The organism is Vibrio sonorensis (genome assembly GCF_001854765.1).
In the GTDB taxonomy this organism is placed as follows: Bacteria; Pseudomonadota; Gammaproteobacteria; order Enterobacterales; family Vibrionaceae; genus Vibrio; species Vibrio sonorensis.
Window position 1 is genome coordinate 137,166 of record NZ_LJJE01000060.1, and the last position, 24,927, is coordinate 162,092.

General features: G+C 44.7%; 20 protein-coding genes and 4 pseudogenes. 19 read left to right on the plus strand and 5 right to left on the minus strand.

The features are described from left to right. Positions 1-49: 49 nt before the first annotated feature. From BLO31_RS09890 to BLO31_RS09910, 5 genes are all read left to right on the plus strand, one after another. Positions 50-1,012, plus strand: coding sequence for an imelysin family protein (locus BLO31_RS09890; protein ID WP_245688459.1), 963 nt, complete (start codon positions 50-52; stop codon positions 1,010-1,012). Further along, positions 993-2,090 carry a DUF1513 domain-containing protein gene (locus tag BLO31_RS09895; RefSeq protein ID WP_175443203.1) on the plus strand — a complete coding sequence of 366 codons (1,098 nt, stop codon included), beginning with the start codon at positions 993-995 and terminating at the stop codon, positions 2,088-2,090. The genes BLO31_RS09890 and BLO31_RS09895 overlap by 20 nt, the downstream gene beginning before the upstream one ends. 156 nt (positions 2,091-2,246) lie before the next feature. Next, positions 2,247-3,749, plus strand: a complete 1,503-nt coding sequence (locus tag BLO31_RS09900; RefSeq protein ID WP_070965523.1) for a L,D-transpeptidase family protein — start codon at positions 2,247-2,249, stop codon at positions 3,747-3,749. A 171-nt stretch (positions 3,750-3,920) separates the two neighbouring features. Beyond that, positions 3,921-4,463 carry a peptidoglycan L,D-endopeptidase MepK gene (gene mepK, locus BLO31_RS09905; RefSeq protein ID WP_070965377.1) on the plus strand — a complete coding sequence of 181 codons (543 nt, stop codon included), beginning with the start codon at positions 3,921-3,923 and terminating at the stop codon, positions 4,461-4,463. A 63-nt stretch (positions 4,464-4,526) separates the two neighbouring features. Continuing rightward, positions 4,527-5,183 carry an MBL fold metallo-hydrolase gene (locus BLO31_RS09910; protein ID WP_070965381.1) on the plus strand — a complete coding sequence of 219 codons (657 nt, stop codon included), beginning with the start codon at positions 4,527-4,529 and terminating at the stop codon, positions 5,181-5,183. Positions 5,184-5,224: 41 nt separating this feature from the next. Here the strand turns inward: BLO31_RS09910 and BLO31_RS09915 are convergent, their stop codons facing one another. Beyond that, complete coding sequence (locus BLO31_RS09915) at positions 5,225-5,902, minus strand: DUF2982 domain-containing protein (RefSeq protein ID WP_070965527.1); 678 nt, start codon at positions 5,900-5,902, stop codon at positions 5,225-5,227. 274 nt (positions 5,903-6,176) lie between these two features. Here BLO31_RS09915 and BLO31_RS09920 point away from each other — a divergent pair, with 274 nt between their 5' ends. From BLO31_RS09920 to BLO31_RS09965, 11 genes and pseudogenes are all read left to right on the plus strand, one after another. Next, complete coding sequence (locus BLO31_RS09920) at positions 6,177-6,545, plus strand: MarR family transcriptional regulator (RefSeq protein WP_070965385.1); 369 nt, start codon at positions 6,177-6,179, stop codon at positions 6,543-6,545. A gap of 381 nt (positions 6,546-6,926) precedes the next feature. Then, positions 6,927-8,048, plus strand: coding sequence for a TRAP transporter substrate-binding protein (locus BLO31_RS09925; protein ID WP_070965389.1), 1,122 nt, complete (start codon positions 6,927-6,929; stop codon positions 8,046-8,048). Between the two features lie 101 nt (positions 8,049-8,149). Next, positions 8,150-8,689 (plus strand): TRAP transporter small permease subunit, encoded by a 540-nt coding sequence (locus BLO31_RS09930; protein ID WP_070965392.1) that lies wholly within the window; start codon positions 8,150-8,152, stop codon positions 8,687-8,689. Positions 8,690-8,702: 13 nt separating this feature from the next. Continuing rightward, complete coding sequence (locus tag BLO31_RS09935; protein WP_070965396.1) at positions 8,703-9,986, plus strand: TRAP transporter large permease; 1,284 nt, start codon at positions 8,703-8,705, stop codon at positions 9,984-9,986. A 90-nt stretch (positions 9,987-10,076) separates the two neighbouring features. Continuing rightward, a pseudogene (locus tag BLO31_RS09940) lies at positions 10,077-11,423 on the plus strand (cache domain-containing protein); the annotation flags it as partial. Continuing rightward, positions 11,421-12,062 (plus strand): response regulator transcription factor, encoded by a 642-nt coding sequence (locus tag BLO31_RS24435; RefSeq protein WP_245688460.1) that lies wholly within the window; start codon positions 11,421-11,423, stop codon positions 12,060-12,062. The pseudogene BLO31_RS09940 and the gene BLO31_RS24435, both read left to right, overlap by 3 nt. Before the next feature lie 2 nt (positions 12,063-12,064). Continuing rightward, positions 12,065-12,403, plus strand: a complete 339-nt coding sequence (locus BLO31_RS09945) for a DOPA 4,5-dioxygenase family protein (RefSeq protein ID WP_070965398.1) — start codon at positions 12,065-12,067, stop codon at positions 12,401-12,403. 111 nt (positions 12,404-12,514) lie between these two features. Next, positions 12,515-13,657 (plus strand): HD-GYP domain-containing protein, encoded by a 1,143-nt coding sequence (locus tag BLO31_RS09950; RefSeq protein WP_070965402.1) that lies wholly within the window; start codon positions 12,515-12,517, stop codon positions 13,655-13,657. Positions 13,658-13,759: 102 nt separating this feature from the next. Next, complete coding sequence (locus BLO31_RS09955; RefSeq protein ID WP_070965405.1) at positions 13,760-14,236, plus strand: Dps family protein; 477 nt, start codon at positions 13,760-13,762, stop codon at positions 14,234-14,236. Positions 14,237-14,324: 88 nt separating this feature from the next. Continuing rightward, positions 14,325-14,546 carry a hypothetical protein gene (locus BLO31_RS09960; protein WP_070965408.1) on the plus strand — a complete coding sequence of 74 codons (222 nt, stop codon included), beginning with the start codon at positions 14,325-14,327 and terminating at the stop codon, positions 14,544-14,546. Between the two features lie 520 nt (positions 14,547-15,066). Continuing rightward, positions 15,067-16,482 (plus strand): annotated as a pseudogene (locus BLO31_RS09965) (basic amino acid/polyamine antiporter). Between the two features lie 50 nt (positions 16,483-16,532). Here the strand turns inward: BLO31_RS09965 and BLO31_RS09970 are convergent. Both BLO31_RS09970 and BLO31_RS09975 read right to left on the minus strand, forming a co-directional pair. Then, positions 16,533-18,068: an alanine/glycine:cation symporter family protein gene (locus tag BLO31_RS09970; RefSeq protein WP_070965412.1), complete on the minus strand. Its 1,536-nt coding sequence runs from the start codon at positions 18,066-18,068 to the stop codon at positions 16,533-16,535. Between the two features lie 326 nt (positions 18,069-18,394). Next, positions 18,395-19,806 (minus strand): annotated as a pseudogene (locus BLO31_RS09975) (aminotransferase-like domain-containing protein). Positions 19,807-19,898: 92 nt separating this feature from the next. Between BLO31_RS09975 and BLO31_RS09980 the strand changes: the two are divergent. Together BLO31_RS09980 and BLO31_RS09985 are read left to right on the plus strand one after the other, a co-directional pair. Beyond that, positions 19,899-20,783, plus strand: a complete 885-nt coding sequence (locus BLO31_RS09980) for an EamA family transporter (protein ID WP_070965415.1) — start codon at positions 19,899-19,901, stop codon at positions 20,781-20,783. Positions 20,784-21,074: 291 nt separating this feature from the next. Further along, entirely contained in the window at positions 21,075-21,314 is a 240-nt protein-coding gene (locus BLO31_RS09985; protein ID WP_070965418.1) for a hypothetical protein, read from the plus strand. Positions 21,315-21,367: 53 nt separating this feature from the next. Here the strand turns inward: BLO31_RS09985 and BLO31_RS09990 are convergent, their stop codons facing one another. Together BLO31_RS09990 and BLO31_RS09995 are read right to left on the minus strand one after the other, a co-directional pair. Next, positions 21,368-22,246 (minus strand): AEC family transporter, encoded by an 879-nt coding sequence (locus BLO31_RS09990; protein WP_070965421.1) that lies wholly within the window; start codon positions 22,244-22,246, stop codon positions 21,368-21,370. Positions 22,247-22,599: 353 nt separating this feature from the next. Further along, positions 22,600-23,285, minus strand: a pseudogene (locus tag BLO31_RS09995) (DNA-3-methyladenine glycosylase I). A gap of 262 nt (positions 23,286-23,547) precedes the next feature. Here BLO31_RS09995 and BLO31_RS10000 point away from each other — a divergent pair. After that, the gene (locus BLO31_RS10000; RefSeq protein ID WP_070965424.1) at positions 23,548-24,915 is read left to right on the plus strand and encodes a nicotinate phosphoribosyltransferase; all 1,368 of its coding nucleotides are present in this window, start codon (positions 23,548-23,550) and stop codon (positions 24,913-24,915) included. The last annotated feature ends 12 nt before the right edge of the window (positions 24,916-24,927 follow it).

Genomic DNA, 24,927 nt, shown 5'->3' on the forward strand with positions numbered 1-24,927 from the left:
GGATATGAAGATTAAATCTATCAACTGGTCATTCTCTTTGCTGGCTTTGATGGTTATGCCAGTTATGGCAGAAGCGTCGGAACACGCCAGTCATGGTGTTTATCAGGTAGAGCGCAGCGCCGCCAAAGTATTTGAATCTCGTGCAGAAAAGCTAGAAAACGCGTTTATTCGGTTTTGTCGTGGCGGGACTAGAGATGAACTAGAAGAAGCTTGGCAGCAGACAATGCTCAGTTGGATGGCTTTACAGGGTCAAGAAAGGGGCCCTGCAAAAGCACTTGAGCAGAGCTGGAATGTACAGTTTTGGCCAGACAAAAAGAATACGACTGGCCGTAAAATGTCTTCATTAATCGCTCAAGATAAAGTGTGGACAGAAGAAGAAATCTCAGTGCAAAGCGTTACCGTTCAAGGACTAGGTGCGATGGAGTGGCTCTTGTATGACAAGGCTTCTACGTTAGAAACGGGTTCGTCAGTGTGTAAAACAGGTGCGAACATAGCCAAGAATTTGAGCACGAATGCCACCCATATCAACACCGCGTGGAAATCGAACCCTTGGTTAGCACTGGATGAGAAAGGGTGGAACACCGAATACATCGCCTTGCTTTCAAACCAGTTAGACTACAGCATGAAAAAGTTAAGCCGTCCTCTTGCGAAAACAGGTAAACCTAGGGCTTATTTTTCGGAATCTTGGCGGTCGGAACGCTCTATGCATAACCTCAAGGCCAATATTGAAGCCATGGAGCTTTTGTATTTCGCGAACGGGAACGGTTTAGATAAGTTGCTCCGCGACCGGAACAAAGTCGCGCTAGCGGACAGTATCAAGAAGCAGTTTCGCTTTACCATTGATACTTGGCCGACCGAACCTAGCCTTTTTACTGCACTGCAATCTAAAGATGGATATGTCGATATCTTGGCTCAGTACAATAAACTTGAGCAACTCAAGTATTTAATACACGAAGAAGTGGCAATCGAGTTAGGCGTAATTATAGGATTTAATGCAACCGATGGTGACTGATCAAACCCGTCGCCGCCTGTTAAAGGCGGCGCTTTTTAGCCTTTCTGCCCCAACAAGCTTTGCGGTGAGTGCTTCTAAAAAACACTCTAGTGAGCAAGCATCTGCAGGTCTAATTGGGTGCAGTATTCAAGGACGAGACCGCTTTAGCGTTGTCGTGGCAGACCGCTTGGGAATGCCGTTAAGACATGTTGTCCTTCCAGAGCGCGGCCACGGCGTTGCGATTAATTCCGTTTTGGGACACGCTGTCGCTTTTGCACGTCGTCCCGGCCGCTTTATGTTGGTGTTCAACTACCACACTGGAAAAACTATACGATTATCGCCCGCTTCTCATGGGCGTCACTACTACGGACATGGAGCGTATTCAAATGACGGCAACTGGCTTTATGCGACCGAGGGTGAAGTAGGTACGAGCCGCGGTATTATAGGGGTCTATGACGTTTCGAAGGGCTATCAAAAAGTCACTGAGTTTTCTGGCTTTGGCTTGGGGCCACATGAAGTCATTGTTATGCCAGATAACACACTGGCGATAGGAGTAGGAGGCGTACATACCGATGGACGAAAACCACTTAATATCGATGCTATGAAACCCAGTTTGTCTTATCTCAATGATAGCGGTGAGCTGGTAGATCAAGTCACTCTTGCAGATAAAAAATTAAGTATCCGACACCTTGCGCACGACGGGGGTAACACGGTTTTATGTGGGCAGCAATATCGCGGAGAACCCGATGATTACCCGTCATTACTGGCTATGCATACCAAAGGCTCAACGCTTAAGTTATTGCAAGCAGAACCTGAACAATGGGCGAGGTTTAAACATTACATTGCCAGTATCGCCGCAAGTGATGAATGGATATTAGCAACTTCGCCGCGGGGAAACTGTTACGGTATTTGGAGTAAAAGTAACGGTAGGTTGGTTGAGCTGAACGTACTACCAGATGCATCTGGCGTGGTGTATAACCGAGACGAGTTCAGACTAAGTTCGGGAAGTGGTACCGTGACGAAAGTACAAGATTTGTCGATAAAACAATCAATTAACACAAACGTACAGTGGGATAACCATTGGTCTGCGGTTATTTAAAATATTGAGGCAAGTTGCAACGCAACGATAATTTTTTTGCCATACTCTATGTCATAACTCTATGGCATTGTCATAGTGATATAGGACAACGGAGTGGCCAATGACTCAAAAACGCGTCGTACAATTTCTACTTATTATTACTTTCTCTACACCCGCATGGCACTTGAGCATTTTGTTAAGTTAGGTTGGATAGCACCAGAGAGTCAGGTTCACGAACTTGTTCAATATCCTTCAATGGTAAAGCAGCTTTATATAGAGAATGACAATCAGATGATCTGGTTGGATTTACAACAAAGCAGCAAATTGGAGTTCCAGTTAGAAATCATTCAGACCGCCGGATTTAGTCCGCTGTTCTCTCGTCAACTGAGTTATCTTCAGTTCTACAGAAAGAGTAATCGCTGGTTAGAGTATGATGTGTTAGCAACAGATACCTTATTGCTTTACCTGAGTTACTCTTATCACGCTGCGCGAGATGGCAAAGACTGGTTCTTCTCCGACAAACTTACTCAAGCGTTGCCAAAACCACCAAAAGGGGTACTACTCGACACTATGGTGGCGATAGATACGCAGTATCTCGGTGAACTCATTGAAGACTTTACTCCTACCAGTGCCGATTACCAGCATTTGGTGAACACCTATTTGCATTTGCTTAAGTATCAAAAGCTTGATTTGCCGATGTTCTTACCGGGTAAGACGCTTAGAGTGGGGCAGCGAATGCGAGAAAGGGAAACCTTGATTCAACGCCTAGCCATTGTCGATGTCGATACTTCAGAGGTGACACCAGATATCAATTGGTACGACGTCACATTGGCGGGGGCGGTAAAAGAGTTTCAACGAATTCACGGGCTTAAAGTCGATGGTGTGATTGGTCCTAGTACGCTTAAGTGGCTGAACCTATCACCGGAAAAACGACTGGTGACGTTAGCGCTGAACGCAGAGCGCGCTCGAATTTGGCCATCTCAGCGAGAAGCACTGATTTTGGTTAATGTTCCTAGCTTTGAAATGCGTTACTGGTACTCTGGTGAACAGCAGTTCAGTACTAAAGTGGTGGTGGGGCGAAAAACAAGACAAACGCCAGTGATGACAACTAAGTTAGACTCTCTCATTTTAAATCCAACGTGGAATGTGCCGTGGAAAATCATGGTTGAAGATATTATTCCTCTGGTGCAAAAAGATCCTGAGTACTTGGTTAAAAATCACATTCAGATAGTCACGGCGTGGCGCAATGGCGAAGTGGTGGACCCAAGTGTAATTGATTGGCAAACACTCAACCCCAGAGCGTTCCCATATAAAATGCGTCAATTATCAGGCAATGGTAATGCCCTAGGCTTATACAAGTTTAACACCCCTAACAGAAGAGCCATTTACTTACACGATACTCCGAGTAAGCATTTGTTCAACAAAACGACTCGCGCATACAGTTCTGGTTGCATTCGAGTAGAAAATGCAGACCAATTCGCCTCGTTGTTACTGGCGAATCAAGGTATGAGTTTTGCGAAGGAAACAAGTGAACCTATCGAAGAGTCAAATCAGGCCATCCCATTTAAACGCAGGATCCCAGTTCATATCATTTATCAAACGGCTTGGTTTGAAGATGGTTTGATTCACTATCGTGATGATATCTATCGCTACGACAGATCCAGTTACATAAAAGGATAAGTTTTACGCAAATTTTACGGATGACTTTTGTAAGTTAAATTTCCTTTCTGTTCAATAATTAAGCAAAAAGCGTAGGCGAATTTATCGTTTCTAGCATGTTTTATGCATTTGCACTTACTACGAGAGTCGGGTAGTGTCCCCGACGCATAATTGAGTAGTAGGTAAGTAGACGTGCAGTTATCAAGACGAGATTTTTTAAAAGTAACCGGAAGTGGCCTAGTGGTAGCGGCTTGCATGCCGAGCACCGCGCTAGCGTTTTATCCAGACCAGCCAAGATCTTTGGCTTTAAACAACCTTCATACCGGTGAAGCACTCGAAACTTGTTACTTTGATGGACGGCAATACCTCTCCGGTGAACTGGCTCGTATCGATCAAATCTGTCGAGATTTCAGACGCAACGAAGTTCACCCTATGGACAAACGCCTGTTTGACCAAGTGGCTCAAATCCAATCCGTGTTGGGCACTCAAGCAGAGGTACAGATCATTTCAGGTTATCGCTCACCTGCCACCAATCAGGCCCTTCGCAATAAATCATCTAAAGTCGCTAAAAAGAGCTACCACATGTTGGGTCAAGCTCTCGATTTTCGTTTGCAAGGGGTTGACCTCAAACGCGTACGCGACGCTGCGAGGAGCTTAAAAGCGGGTGGCGTTGGTTATTACCCCAGAAGCAACTTTATCCACATTGATACCGGCCCTGTTAGATACTGGGCTTGATAGTTGTCAAATGGCGCAGTCAGTGTCATAGTGCTCGCAGTTTTTTTTGCAGGATAATTCAGTATGTCACTTGAATATAAAGTTGTACCCGTTACTTCATTTTCGCAAAACTGCTCCATTGTGTGGTGCGATGAGACCATGGAAGGGATTGTTGTCGATCCTGGTGGTGATGTTAAGCAACTAAACATGCTGATTGAAGAGCTGGGTGTAAAAGTGGTTAAGTTGGTGTTGACTCACGGCCATCTTGACCATGTTGGTGGTACTCAACCTCTTGCGCGTGCGTTGGATGGCGTTCCAGTGATTGGCCCACATAAAGACGATAACTTTTGGCTACAAGGGCTCGAAGGGCAGAGTCAAATGTTTGGTTTTCCACTTTGTGAAGCGTTCGAACCCGATGAGTGGTTAGAAGAGGGTGATACGGTCACTTTCGGTAATCAAGTGATGGAGGTTTATCACACACCAGGTCATACGCCTGGACACGTCAGCTTGTTTAACCGCGAAAGTAAGGTCGCATTTGTGGGTGACGTACTGTTCAACGGCAGTATCGGTCGAACGGACTTCCCGAAAGGCGATTTCGACACGCTGATTAACTCAGTAAAAACCAAATTATGGCCAATGGGTAATGATGTTCGATTTGTACCGGGCCATGGGCCGGAGTCCACGTTCGGCTACGAAAGACAAACCAACCCATACGTTGCCGACGAAATGCCACTTTACTAATCAAGAAATAGCCAGTGATTCAGCACTGGCTTTTTTATCTATTAGACTTTTGGCTCTTCTGGATCAGCCGCTGCTAGGTAGCGTCTTGCAAAGCCAACAAAATCATCCGGTGTTCTATCCAAATCACCAGCCGCAATAAAGATGTCGTAGTCAAAATAGGCTCTCTGATACCTCATGCGGTTTGCCAACATGGCCTGTAGGCCTTTGTATTTTTTCCCCGTTTCACTGGTGAAGTGAGATGAGTCTAGCACCATATCTTCGAATTTAGTTTCGTCATTACTTTGTTTGGCCCCGAGGTAGAGCAGGGCTCTTTGACTCAAAAGAATCTCTGTTGTGATCCTAGGGCAGATGCTCTCTATGTAGGGGGAGTAGGACTTGAGTTTTATCCCAATCCAAGGCAGTGGCTCTTGCCATCCATCTTGCTGGTAATGACAGACGCCGATTTTACTAATGTTGTTCCACTTAACTACCCATCCCCCTTTGAACAGATGCTGTTGAAAGTGCGTCGGGGTCAAAGTGTACTGCACAGTCCCTTTTCGAATCAGATAATAGCCAAACAAACCTGCGCAGAGAATTGCCGCCAATGTAAAAAGTAACTGGGGTAGTCCCGGAGCGAGGCTAAGTAGGAAGATGGCACCAACAAAAGAAAACGCAAGCACGACTCGCCCAAAAGTCGAACCAAAGTTGAGTGGTTGATGAACAAGATGCGTTGTTTCCATTTTTGTACCACGTTTTAACTGCAAGCCATTGATATTAAATACTGGTAACTGGGTAAAAAGATCACTTTTTAAATGTTCTAGTACCATGTATTTGTTCCGACCATCTTTTTAAAATAGCGTCACATGTGGCTAATTTGTAGTCCATTTTGGTTATATCGCGCATTTTTAGCTCTTAATCCGCGTCGAAGTCTACAAATTGGTGCCATTTTTTGGTATAAATCGCGCTTCACATTTTGAGCACTGCGCCGTATGCAGTGAAATGGAGACCTATTCGATGAGACTTGCTCATAAACGCAAAGTGCAGTCAAAGTTGCAAAAACGCATTAAAGCAACTGTAGCCAGTGTTGAGAAAAAAGCTGTAGCTAAGCCAGTTGTAGAAAAGAAAGCGGCAGCTAAGCCAGTAGCAGAGAAACCAGCGGCAAAAACATCTGCTGTTTCACTAACACCAAAACAACAACAAGTGTTAGATATCGTTGCTGCAAATGCTGAAGGTATCAATCCAAAAGGTATCGGCCTAGCGGCTGGCCAAGAAGAAGCAAAAGCGGCTTCTTGGGCGACAGGCGCACTTAAGAAACTACTAGAAGAAAACCTAGTAGCTAAAGAGCAACAGTCCGGCAACAAAGTTATCTATAAAGCTCTTTAATTCGCCACTGTACTCAATCTTAAGCCTCGCCATATAAAGCGGGGCTTTTTAGTACTTGTCGATTGTTCATTTGTCACAATTCTACAATACTCTGTTAATTATTTCTCTAAAGTGCCACTACGTATTCCTCTTTTCTCTTTCATTTTCAATCTTGTCTAACTCTCTGAAAATAATAGTAATTAAAAGTTTTGACTAAATAGATTACGTACAAATACGTACTGCTAACGTCTGTTGCATTAAAATTTAGCGATTTTGACTCAGTGTTCTCGCTGATGAATTTGCCTTATGGATAGATCACTCTATACGTATGGATAGTCAAGCTAGGCTGTCTCTAAATACAAAAGTACCCTGAAAGGTACCGAATAAGAGAAAGGAATAACTATGAGTCTGATCGATCGTTCACTGAAAAATGTGTTCAAAGGTGGTTTAGCTGCGATTGCGGCAACGCTACTTCTTACTGGTTGTGGCGAAGAGAAAGCGCAAGATACTCAAGCGGCTGCCAAACCGGAAAAAATCTACAAGTTAAAGCTCGCTGAAACTTGGGGTCCTAACTTCCCAGTTTTTGGTGATGCGACGAAGAACATGGCAGAAATGGCGAACAAGATGTCTAACGGTCGCCTAGTGATCACGATTGATTCAGCCAACAAACACAAAGCGCCATTAGGCATTTTCGATATGGTCAAATCTGGCCAGTACGATTTGGGCCACTCTGGTTCGTATTACTGGAAGGGCAAAGTACCAAATACACTTTATTTCACCTCTATGCCTTTTGGTATGACACCAGCAGAGCAATACGCTTGGTTCTATCACGGTGGTGGTATGGAGTTGATGGAGCAAGTTTACTCTCCTCATAACCTGCTTTCTTTCCCTGGCGGTAACACGGATATCCAGATGGGTGGTTGGTTCCAGAAAGAGATTAATACACTAGATGACCTGCAAGGCCTAAAAATGCGTATCCCAGGTTTTGCTGGTGAAATCCTTGCTGAGCTTGGCGCGAAACCAACGAACATCGCTCCGGGTGAGCTATATACCTCTCTTGAACGTCGCACAATTGACGCGCTTGAATGGGTTGGTCCTTCTTTAGACCTACGTATGGGCTTCCACAAAATTGCCCCTTACTACTACACCGGTTGGCATGAGCCAGGTTCCGAGCTTCAGTTCTTAGTGAATAAAAAAGTCTGGCAAGACCTTCCAGAAGACCTTCGTGAAATCTTGCGTGTAGCAATGAGAACCGCTGCGTACGACATGTACACTCAAGCGACTCATGAAAGTGGTAAAAACTGGGTATCTATCAAATCTGAGTACCCTGATGTAGAAGTAAAAGACTTCCCACCAGCGGTAATGCAAGCCATGCGTGACGCGAACAAACGCCTGCTCGCAAAGCATGCTGAGTCTGATGAACTTGCCAAGCAAATCCAGAAGTCTCAAGCGGATTACCTAAAACAAGTTCGCTCTTGGACAGATATCTCTCATAGAGCGTATCTGAATAGCCAAGCGCAATAGTCTAGTGACAACGTCACTGGAAGCCCGAGAAAAACACAACTAAAAACGAGCTCCGCAGGTACGCCTAGCGGAGCCATATTTTGAATTCCATGGAGTAGGGAATGAGAAGTCTTATTTACATCGAACGACTTTTTAACCGATTTGGCGACCTGTTGGGTTGGCTATCGAGTATTCTGTTTGTTCTTCTTTTAGCAAACGTAACGTATGACGTGATTATGCGTTATGCGTTTAATGATGTGTCAATTGCATTCCAAGAGATGGAGTGGCACCTTTTTTCCGCTGTCTTCTTACTGGGTGTTCCTTATGCCATTAAGGCGGGGGGGCACGTTCGAGTTGACCTTTTTTACGAGCGTTTGTCGCACAAAGCTCAAGCGATCATCGACTTGCTCGGTACGCTATTTTTCCTACTTCCTTTTTGTTTGCTAGTGACTTGGTATGGTATCGACTTTGCCAAAGAGAGCTACGCCTTAGGAGAGACGTCGGGCGACCCGGGCGGTTTGCCATATCGCTGGATTATTAAATCGATGATCCCACTCTCTTTCTTATTTATGGCGATCAGTGGTGTTGGCTTAATTCTTCATTCACTAAACAAAATTTTCAATCCACACCTGCTTCATATACGCAGTGAAAGCAATCATTAAGAGGTAGTTTGCAATGATCGGTATTGTGATGTTTTTTGTCGCCCTGTTTGCACTGCTGCTGGGCTTTCCTGTAGCGTTTACCTTTGGTGGTATCGCACTTATCTTTGGCGTTTGGGCTGAAGGCATGGATATGTTTGCCTTTATGCCATATCGAATCCAATCCATTATGGAAAATACAGTTTTGATGGCGGTACCGCTATTTGTATTTATGGGGTTGGTACTTCAAAAGACTCGATTAGCAGAACAACTGCTTGAATCTATGGGTCGACTGTTTGGTGGTGTTCGAGGTGGTATTGCTATCTCGACTGTACTAGTGGGCGCGTTACTTGCTGCGTCGACGGGTGTTGTTGGGGCATCAGTAGTGGCTATGGGGCTTATCTCTTTGCCAGTGATGCTGAAATATAACTACGACAAGGGGCTTGCCTGCGGAACCATTTGTGCCTCAGGCACATTGGGCCAGATTATTCCTCCTTCGATAGTTCTGATTCTACTCGGTGATGTTTTAGGTGTACCTGTCGGCGACCTATTCCAAGCGGCTATTTGGCCAGGTTTGGTATTGGTTGGCGCTTATGTCGTTTACATACTGATATATGCCAAGCTTAACCCTGAAGCGGCTGCTCCGATTGAGAGAGACGAATCGGTTAGCCGTAAACAAGAAGTCATTGCGGCGATGAAAGCTATCGTGCCACCTTTGGCACTGATTGTTGTTGTACTCGGTTCTATCTTTGCCGGTGTCGCGACGCCGACTGAATCTGCGGCATTAGGCGGTGCGGGAGCCATTGTACTGGCAGTTCTCTACAAGCAGTTTAGTTGGGGTATGGTTTACGACTCAGCCAAAGAGACCGTAAAAGTAACAGCAATGGTTTTCGCTATTCTTCTCGGCGCAACCGCGTTCTCTATGGCCTTTACCTATACAGGTGGCGATCACCTTGTCGAACAATGGATGCTGCAAATTCCGGGTGAAAAGTGGGGCTTCTTAATTATCACTATGTTGGTTATTTTGGTGCTGGGTTTCTTTATCGACTTCGTAGAAATCTGTTTCATCATAGTGCCAATACTTGCACCCGTTGCTGAGCTTATGGGTATCAATATGACTTGGTTTGCCATTTTGGTAGCAATGAACTTACAAACCTCGTTTTTGACGCCACCGTTTGGCTTTAGTCTTTTCTATCTCAAGGGTGTCGCTCCAGCTGGTGTGAAGACAAGTGACATTTATCGGGGTGTGATGCCCTTTATCGCGATTCAAATATTGGTACTCGCGTCGTTGTTGATCTTCCCTCAATTTTACGGAATGTGATCATTTTGCAACATAAATGAGACAACTAGTGATAAAGTGAACTGCTCTTTGTAATAACAAAGGGCAGTTTTTTACGTTTGAGGAGAAGGAATGCCTCTTAAAGCAAAACTTATTTTGCTGAGTTTGGTCCCGTTGCTGTTGGTGACCGTTAGCATTAGCTGGATCGCGATTTATCAGGCCAAGACTTTGGGGGATCGCGAGGTAGCCATTTTTCACAGCTCATTGATCAAATCTAAAGAGACCGCGCTTAAAGACAGTGTCGACTTGGCATTTGACGCTATCTCTCACGTATACAACGACCCCGATCTCGATACGGAAACCGCCCAACAGGAAGTCAAATCAATATTAACAAAATTGCGTTATGGCAAAGATGGCTATTTCTTTGCGTATGACACCAATGGACTTAACCTTGTGCACCCCATCTTGCCTGAACTCGTCGGGCAGAATTTGCACGAGCTTCAAGACAGCAACGGTGACTACCTCATTCAAGAACTGCTCCATGCAGCCCAGTCAGGAGGCGGTTATCACCAGTATCTATGGCAAAAACCATCCAGTGGTGAAACGGTATTAAAATTGAGTTATGCCGCTTGGTTGGACAAATGGGGCTGGATGATTGGCACGGGACTTTACATTGAAGATGTGCACACTGAAATTGCGACCATGCAAACGGCCATTAACGACAATATTGAAACAACGTTTTTTAGTTTAATCGTGATATTGATTGTTACCGTAGCGGTGATCTTGGTGATTACGTTGGCGATAAATCTACACGAACATAAAATTGCCGATAGAAGTTTAAAAGAGTTGGCCCACAAAACCGTTATGTTCCAAGAAGATGAGAAAAAGTATCTCGCTAGAGAATTACACGATGGCATTAACCAGCTTCTTGTTTCCAGTAAATGCCATCTCGATCTGCTTGGCCATAAAATCCAAGAAGACGGGTTAAAAGTTCACGTAGATAAATCGCTCAACTCGTTGACCACGGCAATAAATGAAGTGCGCCATATCTCACACAAGTTAAGGCCAAGCGCCCTAGATGATATTGGTCTTGAAGCGGCATTAAACTCTTTGTTGCAAGACTACCGTTCTCATTCTGGCGTCGAATTAGAAATTCTTCTCAGTACCCAACCGGGTAAACTAAAATCAGAAGTAGCTACCACACTGTATCGAGTGGTACAGGAGTCGATTACAAACATTGAGAAGCACGCTAGTGCAAGTAAAGTAACCGTATCAGTGCAGCAAATGGGCAATATGCTTCAATTGCTGGTTCGTGATGATGGGGTGGGGTTTCACCCATCTGAGGCGCTGAGACGCAATGGAATAGGGCTGCGCAATATGAGAGAGCGCGTCGAGTTTATCGGCGGTGATTTTGAGTTGTTGAGTGAGCCAGGATTTGGAACGGAAATAACCGTGTTGTTGAAATTGGATGGATTGGTGTATGGTAGCCCGATTAGCGTAGTGATTGTAGATGACCACCAAGTTGTGCTGGACGGTTTTATTGCTAGGTTGGAGCTAGAAAGCGATATAGAGGTGATTGGTACCGCCAGCAACGGTGTAGAAGCTGTTGAAGTGGTAAACAAGTTTAAGCCCGATGTGGTCTTGATGGATGTCAGTATGCCCATTATGAACGGTATTGAAGCAACGGCTTTAATCAAAGAAGAGCACCCCGAAGTGCGAGTACTAATGCTAACCATGCACGATAACCGAGAATACATCATGAAAGTGATGCAAGCGGGGGCGGTTGGCTACATGCTTAAAGATATCTCGGCTGAAAAAATGGTACAGGCGATTAAAACGGTGAATCAAGGTTCGACCTATTTTTGTGAGTCCGTTACTCAGACTCTGTTTACCCAAGAAATTGCGCCAGCAGCACCAAAGTCAAACCCGTTAAGTCGACGGGAGGAGTCGGTGCTCAAAATGGTGGCACAAGGTCATAGCAGTAAAAAAATTGCTTCCTTGCTCGATATCAGTTATCGAACCGTGGAAACCCACCGACAGAACATTAAGCACAAGCTGGATCTTCACAGTACCGCTCAACTTGCGACTTATGCAGTAGAAAATGGTTTGGTGGACTAATCATGTTTCGCAATGACTACGATGACTATCACGTGCATGTCTATTTTGACAAAGAGACGCTTTTGCACGCTAAGGCGCTTTATCAATCTATCGGTGAACAATGGGCGCTACCGCTGGGCCGATTGCACGAGCGCAACGTAGGCCCACACCCCAAGTGGAGCTTTCAGGTGAGCGTCGATAAAGGTCACTTTGAAAATGTCGTTGAGTGGCTTGATGAACATCGAAATGGTTTAACGGTTTTTATTCATGCCAGTACAGGGAACGCCCTGAAGGATCACACTGAGCACGTCTATTGGTTGGGCGAACCCGTTGCACTGAATTTAGATATCTTCAATGAATAAGTAAGGCCAATAAAGTTGTAAAAATTCGCGCCTTGTCTTAGTGCAGTTTCGTTTTGTTGCCTAAACTTATACGCAGCGATAAAAGCGCTGTTCGTTTTTGGGGTTAGGGAAATGGAATTTACACAATATCAGCAAGGGATAACTTTTTATCATCACGCGGAGTCACTAAACGAGCAGATGCACTCCATTCAAGGGAGAATGCAAGCTCATGTCGCCGACTTAGACAGGGTGTCGTTTGCGCTTTACGACAGCGACGCAGACATGTTGAGAACCTATGCTGATAGCACCTTTCTCAGTCTCGAAAAGGCACATTACGAAGCACCGCTGGATTCACTCCCAACCCTAAAGAAGTGTGTCGAAAGCAAGCAACCTAGGATTCTTTCCAGTCTTACACACATTCCCCCTTCTCGACATGTCAGCATGCTTATTGAAAGCGGCTTTCGCTCTAGCGCTGCGATCCCGTGTTTTCGAGATAGTGATTTTATCGGATTTGTTTTTTTAAACTCCTATCGAGAAAGTGCCTTTGACATCGAAATCATCCATGACCTTAAGCCCTATATCGATATGGTAGCGTTTTCTGTCATTTCGGAGTGTCAAATCGTCTGGTCTATTTCTCACTATGCCGAGCAGGTTCAAAAGTTGGCACCGTGCTATCACAAAGAGTCTCAAGCACATAAAGAAAGAGTGTCGGCTTACACCCGGATTATTGCTAATCACGTGGCTTATCTGCATGGTTTTGACGATGAAACCATAGAGCACTTAAGCATGTTTGCGCAGTTCCACGACTTGGGTAAAACGCGTCTTCCAGTCACTTTGCTTTGTAAAGAGTCGCCCTTAACGACTCAAGAAGTGGTGGCAATGCAAAGTCACATTGGACACGGCTTAGATATTATTGATGAAGCGTTAGCTAGGCTAGGGCATCCACAGCACCCTTGTATTCAGCTACTTAGTGAGATCATGGCCCATCATCACGAGTTTATGGATGGTTCCGGTTACCCTAACCACCTTCGCGGTGAAGAGATTCCAATTGCTGCTCGTATTGTTGCGGTCGCCAACGTATTTGACGCCATGACAACGCACAAGCCTTATCGACAAGCTTGTGATGTCCCACATGCATTGTTAGAGATGGAAAAAATGGTGAATCAAGGCAAGTTGGACAGGGAATGTGTCAATGCCCTTAGAGAAGCGCAAAGTGATGTTGAAGCTCTGTTGATTAAATATCCAGAATTCGACCCCAAAGATGGCTTTTATTAAAAGGTATTTGCTATCAATACTATAGTTTTAATCTAATATACCTATCAAACGTTTGGGTTTAAAGTGACTCCATAGCGCAACAAAAGCAACTGGAGAGAGACTATGACTAACCGCACAAACTTTATCGGGCTAAACCAACAAGACGCTAACCAACTGAGTGTTCAACTCAACGCCTTACTCGCCAATTATCAAGTGTTGTACATGAACACTCGTGGCTACCATTGGAACATCAAGGGACAAGCTTTCTTTGAGCTTCACGTTAAGTTTGAAGAGATATACACGGATCTTCAAACCAAGATTGATGAGTTGGCAGAACGAGTTCTCACCCTAGGAGCGACACCGGAGCACAGCTTCTCGTCCTATTTAAAGAACAGCGAAATCAAAGAGCATCAGAATGCAACTCAAGGTGTTGAATGCGTTCAGGGACTGGTGGACGGCTTTAGCAAACTCGTTACTCAGCAAAGATCAGTTCTTGCTGCAGCAGCAGAGGTAGACGATGAGGGTACCGCTTCTCAAATGGGCGATTACATTCGCGAACAAGAAAAACTGCTTTGGATGTTAAACGCCTATCTACAATAAATACTGTATAAAATAACAGTTATTTGTTGACAGATTTAGGAAAGTTGAATACTGTTTAAATATACAGTTAGACTCAAAGGAGAAAATTATGCTGTGGGAAACACTTGAAAGAGTTAACCAACTGCGCCAAAAAGCGCTGGCTAATCCTGAGTTTATTCAATCAGCTCAGGCTCATGAAAAAGCACTGAAAGAAGGCAGTGCAAATCCGGATAGACCGGAGCGAAGTAAAAAGCCTCGCAAGCCTAAATCTCTTGCTGACATCTATCATCACGTTGAGTTTGGATCGAATCCGGCGGGCTCACGACACTAAAGTGACGCTAAAACGTTACTGCTTACACTGCTGCCTCTGATGTTACTTCGGTTAATCAGAGGCTTTTTTATGTCATGGACACGAGTTTATAACGGGCGTGTTGAACCTAGAATAAAAGCAAAAAAAAGGCCGCCGAACAGGCGACCACATAACAGGAGTGCTACAGATACATGACTAAATGTAGCACATAGAAACTGACGTGCTGATGACGGCAATTGGGCAGAATGTTAGCGGTTGAAAACTATAGAATAATCGCGAAAGGTCCGATTTATTTTAAACTGCTATTTAAATGGTAATTTGGATGTATAATCCAGATAAATGCATTTATAGTGAATTAAATTCCGTTTAAATTGGTTATGTTGGATTTTATATCTTAATTATCCTTGCCTCATTTGATCCTCCGCAAAGAAATCACCGAAAGCGAATTTGCCATTTACGTTTTACTTACTAGGTCGCTGTGATTTTAGTTATTAAGTCTTAGAATTTGGTTTTTGCTGCTGCCTGTAAAGGTAAAAATACAATGGATAATAAATTAGGACTTGGTGCGCTTACCGCTATCGTTATAGGTTCGATGATAGGAGCGGGAGTGTTCAGCTTGCCACAAAATATGGCTTCTGTCGCCAGCCCTGCGGCAGTGTTGATCGGTTGGTCGATAACCGGCGTCGGTATGATTTTTTTAGCTTTATCTTTTCAAAAGCTGGCGATGAGCAGGCCTGATATTGATAGTGGCGTATTCGGTTATGCAAAAGCTGGCTTCGGCGATTTTGTCGGATTTTGCTCCGCTTGGGGTTATTGGCTGAGCGCTATGTTAGCCAATGTTTCCTATTTGGTCATTGTGTTTAGCACACTGGGTTTGATGACGGATACACCTGATAATCAGTGGTTTGGTCAAGGTAACACCATTTTGTCTGTGATAGGTGCGTCAGCATTATTGTGGATGGTACACGCCTTGGTGTTAAAAGGAGTAAAAACGGCAGCACTTATTAATATGGTGACAACCATAGCTAAGTTACTCCCTTTGATACTTTTTGTTCTTTGTGCGCTGTTCGCCTTTAACTGGGAACGATTTACGCTCGATTTTACTGGCGTGCATTTTGGTCTAGAGCACGACCTACTCTCCCAAGTGAAAAGCACCATGTTAGTAACGGTTTGGGTGTTTATCGGTATTGAAGGAGCGGTGGTGGTTTCAGGACGCCCGTCATCGCAAAGACATAGGCAGAGCAACAATACTAGGGTTGTTAACCGCGCTGGCTATTTACGTGCTGGTTTCATTGCTTTCTATGGGCGTGGTTAAGCGACAGATCTAGCGCAGTATCAAAATCCTTCTATGGCGCAGGTTCTTACGGAAATCATTGGCCCAGCTGGTCAGTACATTATCAGTATCGGTCTTTTGATCTCGGTGTGCGGTGCGTTCTTGAGCTGGACGGTTCTGGCGTCAGAAGCTCCATACCTATGTGCAAAAGAAGGCATGTTCCCCAAAAAGTATGCCGAGGTGAACCAAGCGGGAACTCCAGTTCGTCCCTTGCTACTCACTAATGTTTGGATTCAAGTTAGTTTGATTGCGGTGATGTTTGCTGGCAGTACTTACGACACATTGCTCATTATCGCTTCGGAAATGATTCTGATCCCTTACTTCCTAGTTGGTGCGTACGTTCTTAAATTATCGATAACAAAAAAAGAGCATCGCCACTTTTTAATCGTGGGGCTGGGGGCGACAGTGTACGGAGTATGGTTGCTTTACGCATCTGGACTGAACTATCTACTTATGTCAGCGGTGCTTTATGTTCCGGGGCTGTACTTCTACGTACAAGCCAAAAAAGAGCAGGGAGTCAATCCGTTTAAAGGCCGAGAGAGGTTTGGAGCAGGGGCGCTTAGCCTAGTTGCGCTACTCGCTGTAGCCCTATTTTCCAGAGGCATGCTGAATGTTGCTCTATGAAAAAAGCCCCGTTAGGGGCTTTATCATAGTATATCGATTTAACAACGACCTTAGCTCTCGGCAGTTGCTTGTTTGTACTTCTTAAGTTTACCTTCGTCTAAACGCTGTAGGTAGTCTGCCAAATCTTTTTTGATTTCAGGAACCAAGATATAAAGACCGACAATGTTAACCAGAGCCATAGAGAAGATCATGGCATCAGAGAAGTCGATTACAGGCCCAAGATTCATCGCTGCACCAATGACAACGAAGGTACAGAATTTAACTTTAAATACCAGCTCAGCGGTTTTACTCTCACCAAATAGGAAAGTCCAAGCTTTTAGACCGTAATATGACCATGAGATCATTGTCGAGAATGCAAACAGTACTACGGCAATGGCTAAAATGTATGGGAACCAGCTAATAGCGCTACCAAAGGCGGCAGAAGTCAGTTCTACACCAGCTAAACCTGTATCGGTATCAAGGTAACCCGTAATAATGATGACTAGTGCCGTCATAGTACAAATGACAACAGTGTCGATAAAAGGCTCTAGCAAAGAAACGAAGCCCTCAGACATAGGCTCCTTGGTCTTGACCGCTGCGTGAGCGATCGCCGCAGAACCAACACCGGCTTCGTTCGAGAATGCTGCTCGTTTAAAACCTTGGATCAAAACGCCAATGACACCACCAGCAATGCCTTCACCGGTAAATGCGCCGTGGAAGATTGCGTAGAAGGCATCGTCGATGCGATCGTAGTTGATACCGATAATCACCAGTGCAGCACCGACGTAGATTAACGCCATAAATGGAACTACTTTTTCAGTCACTTTCGCGATGGATTTAATACCACCGATAATGACGATACCTACGATAATGGCGAGAACTAAACCAAACAACCAACCTTTATCCGCTAAGAAGGATGCATCGCCGCCAGTGACTCCAACAACTTGCTTGTAGGCTTGGTTGGCTTGGAACATGTTACCGCCACCCAGTGCGCCACCTATCGCGCAGATAGAGAAAAGTACAGCTAGGGTGCGACCAAATGCCGCTTTGCCACGTGCAGCAAGGCCTTTGCTCAGGTAGTACATTGGACCACCTGAAAAAGAGCCGTCGGGGTTGGTGTTTCGGTATTTAACGCCTAATGAACACTCGACAAACTTACTGGACATACCCAGTACGCCAGCAAGGATCATCCAGAATGTTGCACCTGCACCACCGATTGAGATTGCCACGGCAACACCCGCAATGTTACCAAGGCCAACAGTACCTGATAGGGCAGTGGTTAGTGCTTGGAAGTGTGAAACCTCGCCTTCTGCTTTCTCTTTTGGATTACTGTATTTTCCCGAGACCAAATCAACGGCGTGTTTAAAGCCACGAATGTTGATAAAACCTAAGTAAAACGTAAAGAAAACGGCAGCAACGACTAACCAAAGTACGATCCATGGCACTTGAACGTCAGTAAAGGGGAAAGGAATAGTCGAGAAGATCATTCCTACAAATGGGTTGACGATCGGTGCGACGACCTCGTTAATCGCTTGGTCTAAACTGGAAGCCGATGCATTAAATGCAACTGTGCTACCAGCTAGCGCCAGCATTGTTTTTTTATCCATGTTGTGTCCTGTCTAATATGAAAATTAGTTATATTAATATTGTTTTTTATGATGTTGTGTTCGTTACATATTTGTAACAGCACGCATTATTGTTAAAAACATAAATAGCGCAAATATAACTTTTGTTTTTTTGAAGTGGGTTGGATTCACAGTATTAGAAGTGTGGTTGAAGCGTGTTACAACAAGGGCTCAAAGCCACATATTGTTACATTTTCAGGGTCATCAAGGCGCACGGGATAAGGTGTGGTTGGTGCGCGATTTGAGCATCACAGGCAGCACTATGAGATCGATCCTGTTTGGCACAGAGAGTGACAATTGAGGTGAATCTAACTCTTACTAGGTTCAATGATGTGCGTTTGAGCTTGTTCAATGACGGTTATTAGTTTTTCCAACTCTTGCTTAACATCAGGGCTAAAAGGGTGACCCATATTGACGCGAAAGCAGTCCCCGTAAAGAGGAAGAGATGTAAAGACTTTTCCTGCTCTGATGTCGAGTTGCTTCGCGATACTGGCGTTCGACAATGCTTCGCTCGTTAAGCCGGGGACTTGTACCCACAGCACCAGCCCACCTTTTGGGCTGCTTATCTTACTGCCTAATGGTAAGTGCTGTCGCAAAAAGTCAGTGTACTGGTGCTTTTGTTGTAGCAACTGGGTGCGCTTTCGCTTGACGTATTTGCCATAGAGGCCACTGTCTATAAAGTCAGCGATGGCCACTTGAATAGGCAAGGCGACACCGTAGCTTGCGGTGGAAAACGCTGAGATGTAGCTTTGCAAGTACCGCCCCGGCAGACACCAGCCAAGACGATATGCCGGAGATAGCGTTTTAGAGACAGAGCCACACCACAAAATATAGCCTTCAGTATCATAGTGTTTTGCGGGCAGAGGAAACTCGTCGTTATGCGACAGTTCTACATAGACATCATCTTCGATGACTGGCGTTTGGTATTTCGCTGCCAAGTAAGCCAGTTTTCGCTTTTGATCGGCAGACATATTAATCCCTTGCGGATTCATATGCGAAGTGCAAAACAATCCCGCTTGTATGTTGTTATTGCGCAAGTGAAATTCAAATTGTTCTAAGTCAACGCCTTCTTTTGTCGACGGTATTTCAACTACTCTAAGTCTCATTTGATGGATGATTTCAAGCAAACCACTAAAACAAGGTGAACTGATCGCGACGGTATCACCCGCTTGAGTACAACTTTCCAAAGCGGTTTTTACCGCAGACATTCCTCCATGAGTGACAACAACATTTTGTGGGGTAAATCCAAAGCCTTGTTGATAAAAGTGATCGGACAGGGCCTGTCTCAGCATGAGTTCCCCTTGTCGATCCGGATACTGATTTAAGCGTTGGCCAATACGTTTGCTACAACGCTTAAAACAGCGATCGATATCAGAAAGCGCTTGGTTATCTAAAGGTGTAGAGGAAATGCCGAGAGGACCATCCGGTATGCCATTGTTGTCTATGCCGGTATAGCTAGGTGTACTAATTTGACTTTTGAATTGCGTCAAAGTAGGTGAGGCAATGGCTTTATGACGTCTTTGAACAAAAAAACCAGCTTTGGGTTTGGACTCTACCAACCAAGGGATTCCAACTCTTGATAACACGAAACCGCAGTAGCGACACTAATATCGTGCTGTTTGGCAAACTGTCTTAGCGACGGAAGTTTTGCACTTATTGGGATACGGCCGTCTTGAATACTCTCGATGACCATGTCTGCGAGCTGTTGGTATCTAGGCATAACTAATCTGTACTGGTTTCTTTGTTTTAAATTGTATCTGTACTGTTTTTTGCGCGCAAGACACACTATAAAAAAACATACAGGAAGTGAAAATGAAGAAAAAAGATCTACTATTGGCTTTAATTGTCACCTTTATTTGGGGGTTTAATTTCACCATGATCAAACTCGCGGTAACCGAAGTTAACCCTCTTATCATGACTGCTGCGCGTTTCTCATTGGCGGTGTTTCCCGTTATCTTTTTTATTGCACGACCTCAGGTCGCATGGCGCTATCTGGTTAGTTACGGCGTAGTGTTTGGCGTTGGAATTTGGGGAATGGCTTCGTGGTCGATAACTATGGGTCTGTCGTCCGGCATGTCGTCTGTGTTAATGCAAAGTAGCGTGCTGTTTGGCGTGGTCTCAGGGCTAGTTTTATACAAGGATAAAATTCACTTGTTTAAAACTATCGGCGTGTGTTTAGCGATGATAGGTTTGGTTGTCTCGGTGATGTATACCAACGGCAACGTGACGTTTCCCGGACTATTTCTTATCAGTATTGCCGCGTCCTCATGGACATTGATGGGAATTATCGTCAAAGCGGCCAAAGCAAAGAGAGCATTCGCTTTTAACGTTTGGGGAATGTTATTTGCCCCTCTGCCTCTCGTGGTGCTGGCAATGGCCATTCACGGTACAGACGTTATCTCATCCTCTGTTGCCAATTGGGATTGGAACACCACGGTAGCGGTTCTGTTCCAAGCTTACCCGACAACACTGTTTGGCTACTGGATATGGAACCGATTGGTGTTGGAATACCCAATGAGCACCGTTGCGCCACTTACCTTGCTTGTGCCCGTATTTGCGCTTATCTGTGGATATTGGTTCTACGATGAAACCTTAAGCCAAGTTCAAATGGTTGCGTGTGGATTATTTTTGTGTGGAATCGGTTTTATTGTTCGTCAACCAGCGGCTCCGGTGAGAAAGGTCGCCCGAAGCGCCTAACTCTGATTGCTTTGATACGCGCTCGATATAGGCCAAGGGCGCGTTAATGACAAAACACGCTTTACAGCTGCTTTTTATATATATGCCCCGTTTATAGCATTGCATTCGCCCCTAGTTCACAAATTGCCGTTAATCCCACTTATCGATGACTACAAGTTGGTGAATAACGTGATATAAGAGTGTTGTCGGCTGTATACACGAGTCGCAAGGGTGCAGCCCTGACTCGTAGAGATATCAATACAAATCACTAGTTGTAATGAATCAAATGTGATTATCAGGGGTTAGGTCATTATGAAAAATAAACAAGCGGATTTAGGTTTTAGCTATCGAATTCAAGATGGTCGATGCGTCATACTGCGCGACAGTCAAACGGTAACAGTGTTAAAGGGGACTAAAGCTCTGACATTTGCAAATGATATGCAAGAGCTTAACTTTGAAGAGCAGCAGCAAGTCATGGCTCGAATGACAGGAAATTATAAGCGCGGCAATGAAAAAGACGCGAAGTCTCAGCATAAGCAGAAGTTCATCTAAACTTTTTACGTTAAAGATGTAACAAGCCCTTCATTGATTTTGTGTAAGGGCACTCACTCCAAAGTTAACGCCAGCCCTAGTAAAATAGGCAGTGTGATGACACTAAAGAAGTTGGCAAACAACACCATAGAAGCGACTTTAGTGGGCTCTATACTAAATCGCTCTGCGAACAGATAGTTCATCACGGCTGGTGGTAGCATAGAAAACAGAACCATCATTTGCAGATGCATCACTGAGAGTGGAATAAACCAATAGATAATTGAAAAAGCGATGGCGCCCGTTAACAAAGATTGAAGGGTACAAAGCAAGCCAACGCGTAGCCCACTCAGTTTGATATGGCACATTTGCGCTCCAAGAGACAATAGCATCACTGGTATAGCGGCTTGTCCTAATAGGGCAGTAGCGTCATACAAGGGCTTCCACACCTCTACGTTTAAAAGGTTCAGTGCTAGCGCAGATGCCGCCGCTATAAATACGGGCATTTTTACGATTTGCTTGACTGGGTTGCCGCTACTCAACATAACCAAACCGATACTGATATGAGTACAAGCGGAAACAACAAAAAGCAGAACAGCGGCCCCAAGAGCCGTTTCACCAAACGTGTAGGTGAACAAGGGAATGGCCAAATTTCCACTGTTTCTAAACATGTGTGGCGGCGTCCAAGCCTTGTAATTCAACTTCATTAAACGGCAAATAGGCAGCATAACAAGCGCTGGAATCAGTACCGCGACTAAAGCGGCGATCAGCAGGGGAAACTGTTGCTCGCCCAAAGGCATGGAAACTAGGCTAGAAAAAACTAGCGCAGGTGTGAAGGTTTCCATATTAATGCGGTTGATAGGTTTAAAATCAGGCTTTAACCAGCGCCCTACACTGTAGCCTACCAGCACCAATGCAAACACTGGGAACAGAATTCCGATTACCTGACCAAACATAAAGCCTTCCATGACGTTTTATTGTACAAGGCAATGACACTAAGTTAGCAAGCAAAGAGTGTGCTCTGTGGTGATTACTAGAAGTTGCGTCATTGTGGTAAAGGTTCAACATTAAAGCTTGCAGGGAAGAGAGCAAACTTGACTAGCCAATATTTATCAGTGGACCAGATTGAGCCTAAACGGAGAGGAATAGTGGATTTTCCATCAAAATTCCTCATATTTACAATGGTATAACATAGTTAGGTAAACAATGTCATCTAAAACAATGGTCAATAAAGCATCGAATGTAATGTGTTAGCACCGTAACGAAAGCCGTCTCACGACATTAATGCAAAGAAACGGCAACAGAGAGGTTAGACCCTGTTTTCCCCTTGACTAAATGCGATGATTTGGCTGATGTGAGTGAAAGAGCGACCCGATTCAGCTTGCCAGTGCTGAAACGCCTTAAGCGCAGCTTGATGAGATTTTAGCGAGTCACGCCCGCCAGTAATAATGTCGTGTGCTCTTAGGTAGTTTTCGACATCACTAGAGAGAATAAAAGTATCAACCCCTAACTCTCTTAGCGCGTAAGCCCCCGTATTGCCCCCTAGCGTTTGCCATGAGATTTGAGGTAACGCCACAATTGGGTGATGTCTTGTGAAGCCAGTTTTGCAGCTAACTCGCCAAAAGAACCGTGTTCGAAGCGGGCTTGATAGATCATGTCAGCATTGTGCTTAATGGTCATAACTTTAGCGTGGTGACGGATGATTTTAGGGTTACTGGCTTTGTTATCCCAGTGTTCATCACTGAGCATGAGCAGAGGTTCGATGTTGAAATTGAAAAACAGCTCATCAAAATCCGGCCACTTCTTTCGCACCAGTGACCAAGAAATACCACACTGAAAGACTTTCATGCTAAATGCAGAAAGCCATTGGGCTTCATCGATTGAAGCGATCTCCTCATAGGACAAAGAATCAGACAATCTCGCCTCTAGCTGGTCGATACCACCTTTTCTTTGGCAAGCACGTTGATATATCTGATCAAATTTTTCCATTTCAATACCTTAAAATCTTTCATTGTTGGTAACAGGACGAGGATAAGACATACAAGGCTCAGAGTCTAATGTGTTGAAAGCGGATGACAAAACGAGTGAGGATCTTACATAATGAGAACTTATCTCATTTGTGGAAGGGTAATGACCAAGGTCTAATAGCCGTAGGTATCTCTTTTTAGTATCTTGTTTTGATTATTGAACCCTTCCCGCGATGTAAATGAAAACGAGTTAACCGCAAGCAGTCTATAGGTGACGAAGGAGTAAATCCATGAACATCATTTTGAATACCGATTCATACAAAACCTCACACTATCTTCAATATCCGCAGGGAACAGAGTATGTGTCGAGTTACATTGAATCGCGTGGTGGCGCCTATGAAAATGGTGTGTTTTTTGGTTTGCAAATGTTTTTAGATGCCTACCTCTGTCACCCAATAACCGCAGCAGATATTGAAGAGGCGTCCCAAATCTATTCTGCTCATGGTGTCCCATTTAACAAACAAGGGTGGGATTATATTTTGGAGAAGTGCGACGGGTATCTGCCAGTAGAAATTGAAGCCTTGCCTGAAGGTACGGTTGTGCCAGCTCATACTGCATTGGTTCAAATCAAAAACACTGACCCGAATTGCGCTTGGTTAACCAGCTATTTAGAAACCGCACTGCTAAGAGCGATTTGGTACCCGATGACAGTGGCAAGTAAATCCTTTGCCTGTAAGCAAGTGATAGCTCAGTACCTAGAAAAAACCGCGGACTCATTGGAAGGCCTACCATTTAAGCTACACGATTTTGGCGCTCGTGGTGCGGCAAGTAACGAAGCTGCTGGAATTGGTGGATTGGCGCACTTAGTTAATTTTCTAGGGACAGATACGGTCGCTTCACTGGTTTATGGTAAACGTTATTATCATTGTGATATAGCGGGTTTCTCAATACCGGCCGCAGAGCACAGTACGATTACGGCATGGGGTAAAGACGGGGAAGTCGACGCCTATAAAAACATGCTTACTCAGTTTGCAAAACCGGGCAGCTTAGTTGCCGTAGTGAGTGACAGTTACGACTTGTATCATGCTATCGATAAACTGTGGGGAGAGGAGCTCAAACAGAAGGTGATGGATAGCGGAGCCACTTTGGTTGTCAGGCCGGATTCAGGCGACCCTGTTGAAATCGTCTCCACAACCATAGAGCGACTGATGGACAAGTTTGGCTATGAAATTAATACCAAGGGTTACAAGGTCTTGCCCTCGTGTGTTCGCGTTATTCAAGGCGATGGTATTTCACTAGATAGTATTAAAGCCATACTTTCTAACTTAGAAGCGAAGGAAATCAGTGCAGATAATCTGGCGTTTGGCATGGGAGCGGAACTGCTGCAGAAGGTTAATAGAGACACGATGAAGTTTGCCATGAAAGCATCCGCGGTATGCATTGAAGGGCGGTGGCAAGACGTATACAAGAACCCAGTCACCGATCCCAATAAAGCGTCTAAAAAAGGTCGTTTAGCGGTAGTGAAAGGTGAACAGTGGCAAACGGTGAGGTTAGATGAACTTGACTCTAGGACTAACCAGTTACAACCGGTATTTCGAAATGGCAAAGTCCTGCAAAGAACGACACTTGACGAAATAAGAGCACGAGTATCTGGATAACCCTGACAAAAG

What these genes read in the sequence shown, in the direction of transcription:
- BLO31_RS09890 (WP_245688459.1), top strand. Translation starts at nt 50, where the DNA reads ATGGTTATGCCAGTTATGGCAGAAGCGTCGGAACACGCCAGTCATGGT.
- BLO31_RS09895 (WP_175443203.1), top strand. Translation starts at nt 993, where the DNA reads ATGCAACCGATGGTGACTGATCAAACCCGTCGCCGCCTGTTAAAGGCG.
- BLO31_RS09900 (WP_070965523.1), top strand. Translation starts at nt 2,247, where the DNA reads ATGGCACTTGAGCATTTTGTTAAGTTAGGTTGGATAGCACCAGAGAGT.
- BLO31_RS09910 (WP_070965381.1), top strand. Translation starts at nt 4,527, where the DNA reads ATGTCACTTGAATATAAAGTTGTACCCGTTACTTCATTTTCGCAAAAC.
- BLO31_RS09915 (WP_070965527.1), bottom strand. Translation starts at nt 5,902, where the DNA reads ATGGAAACAACGCATCTTGTTCATCAACCACTCAACTTTGGTTCGACT.
- BLO31_RS09920 (WP_070965385.1), top strand. Translation starts at nt 6,177, where the DNA reads ATGAGACTTGCTCATAAACGCAAAGTGCAGTCAAAGTTGCAAAAACGC.
- BLO31_RS09925 (WP_070965389.1), top strand. Translation starts at nt 6,927, where the DNA reads ATGAGTCTGATCGATCGTTCACTGAAAAATGTGTTCAAAGGTGGTTTA.
- BLO31_RS09930 (WP_070965392.1), top strand. Translation starts at nt 8,150, where the DNA reads ATGAGAAGTCTTATTTACATCGAACGACTTTTTAACCGATTTGGCGAC.
- BLO31_RS09935 (WP_070965396.1), top strand. Translation starts at nt 8,703, where the DNA reads ATGATCGGTATTGTGATGTTTTTTGTCGCCCTGTTTGCACTGCTGCTG.
- BLO31_RS09945 (WP_070965398.1), top strand. Translation starts at nt 12,065, where the DNA reads ATGTTTCGCAATGACTACGATGACTATCACGTGCATGTCTATTTTGAC.
- BLO31_RS09950 (WP_070965402.1), top strand. Translation starts at nt 12,515, where the DNA reads ATGGAATTTACACAATATCAGCAAGGGATAACTTTTTATCATCACGCG.
- BLO31_RS09955 (WP_070965405.1), top strand. Translation starts at nt 13,760, where the DNA reads ATGACTAACCGCACAAACTTTATCGGGCTAAACCAACAAGACGCTAAC.
- BLO31_RS09960 (WP_070965408.1), top strand. Translation starts at nt 14,325, where the DNA reads ATGCTGTGGGAAACACTTGAAAGAGTTAACCAACTGCGCCAAAAAGCG.
- BLO31_RS09970 (WP_070965412.1), bottom strand. Translation starts at nt 18,068, where the DNA reads ATGGATAAAAAAACAATGCTGGCGCTAGCTGGTAGCACAGTTGCATTT.
- BLO31_RS09980 (WP_070965415.1), top strand. Translation starts at nt 19,899, where the DNA reads ATGAAGAAAAAAGATCTACTATTGGCTTTAATTGTCACCTTTATTTGG.
- BLO31_RS09985 (WP_070965418.1), top strand. Translation starts at nt 21,075, where the DNA reads ATGAAAAATAAACAAGCGGATTTAGGTTTTAGCTATCGAATTCAAGAT.
- BLO31_RS09990 (WP_070965421.1), bottom strand. Translation starts at nt 22,246, where the DNA reads ATGTTTGGTCAGGTAATCGGAATTCTGTTCCCAGTGTTTGCATTGGTG.
- BLO31_RS10000 (WP_070965424.1), top strand. Translation starts at nt 23,548, where the DNA reads ATGAACATCATTTTGAATACCGATTCATACAAAACCTCACACTATCTT.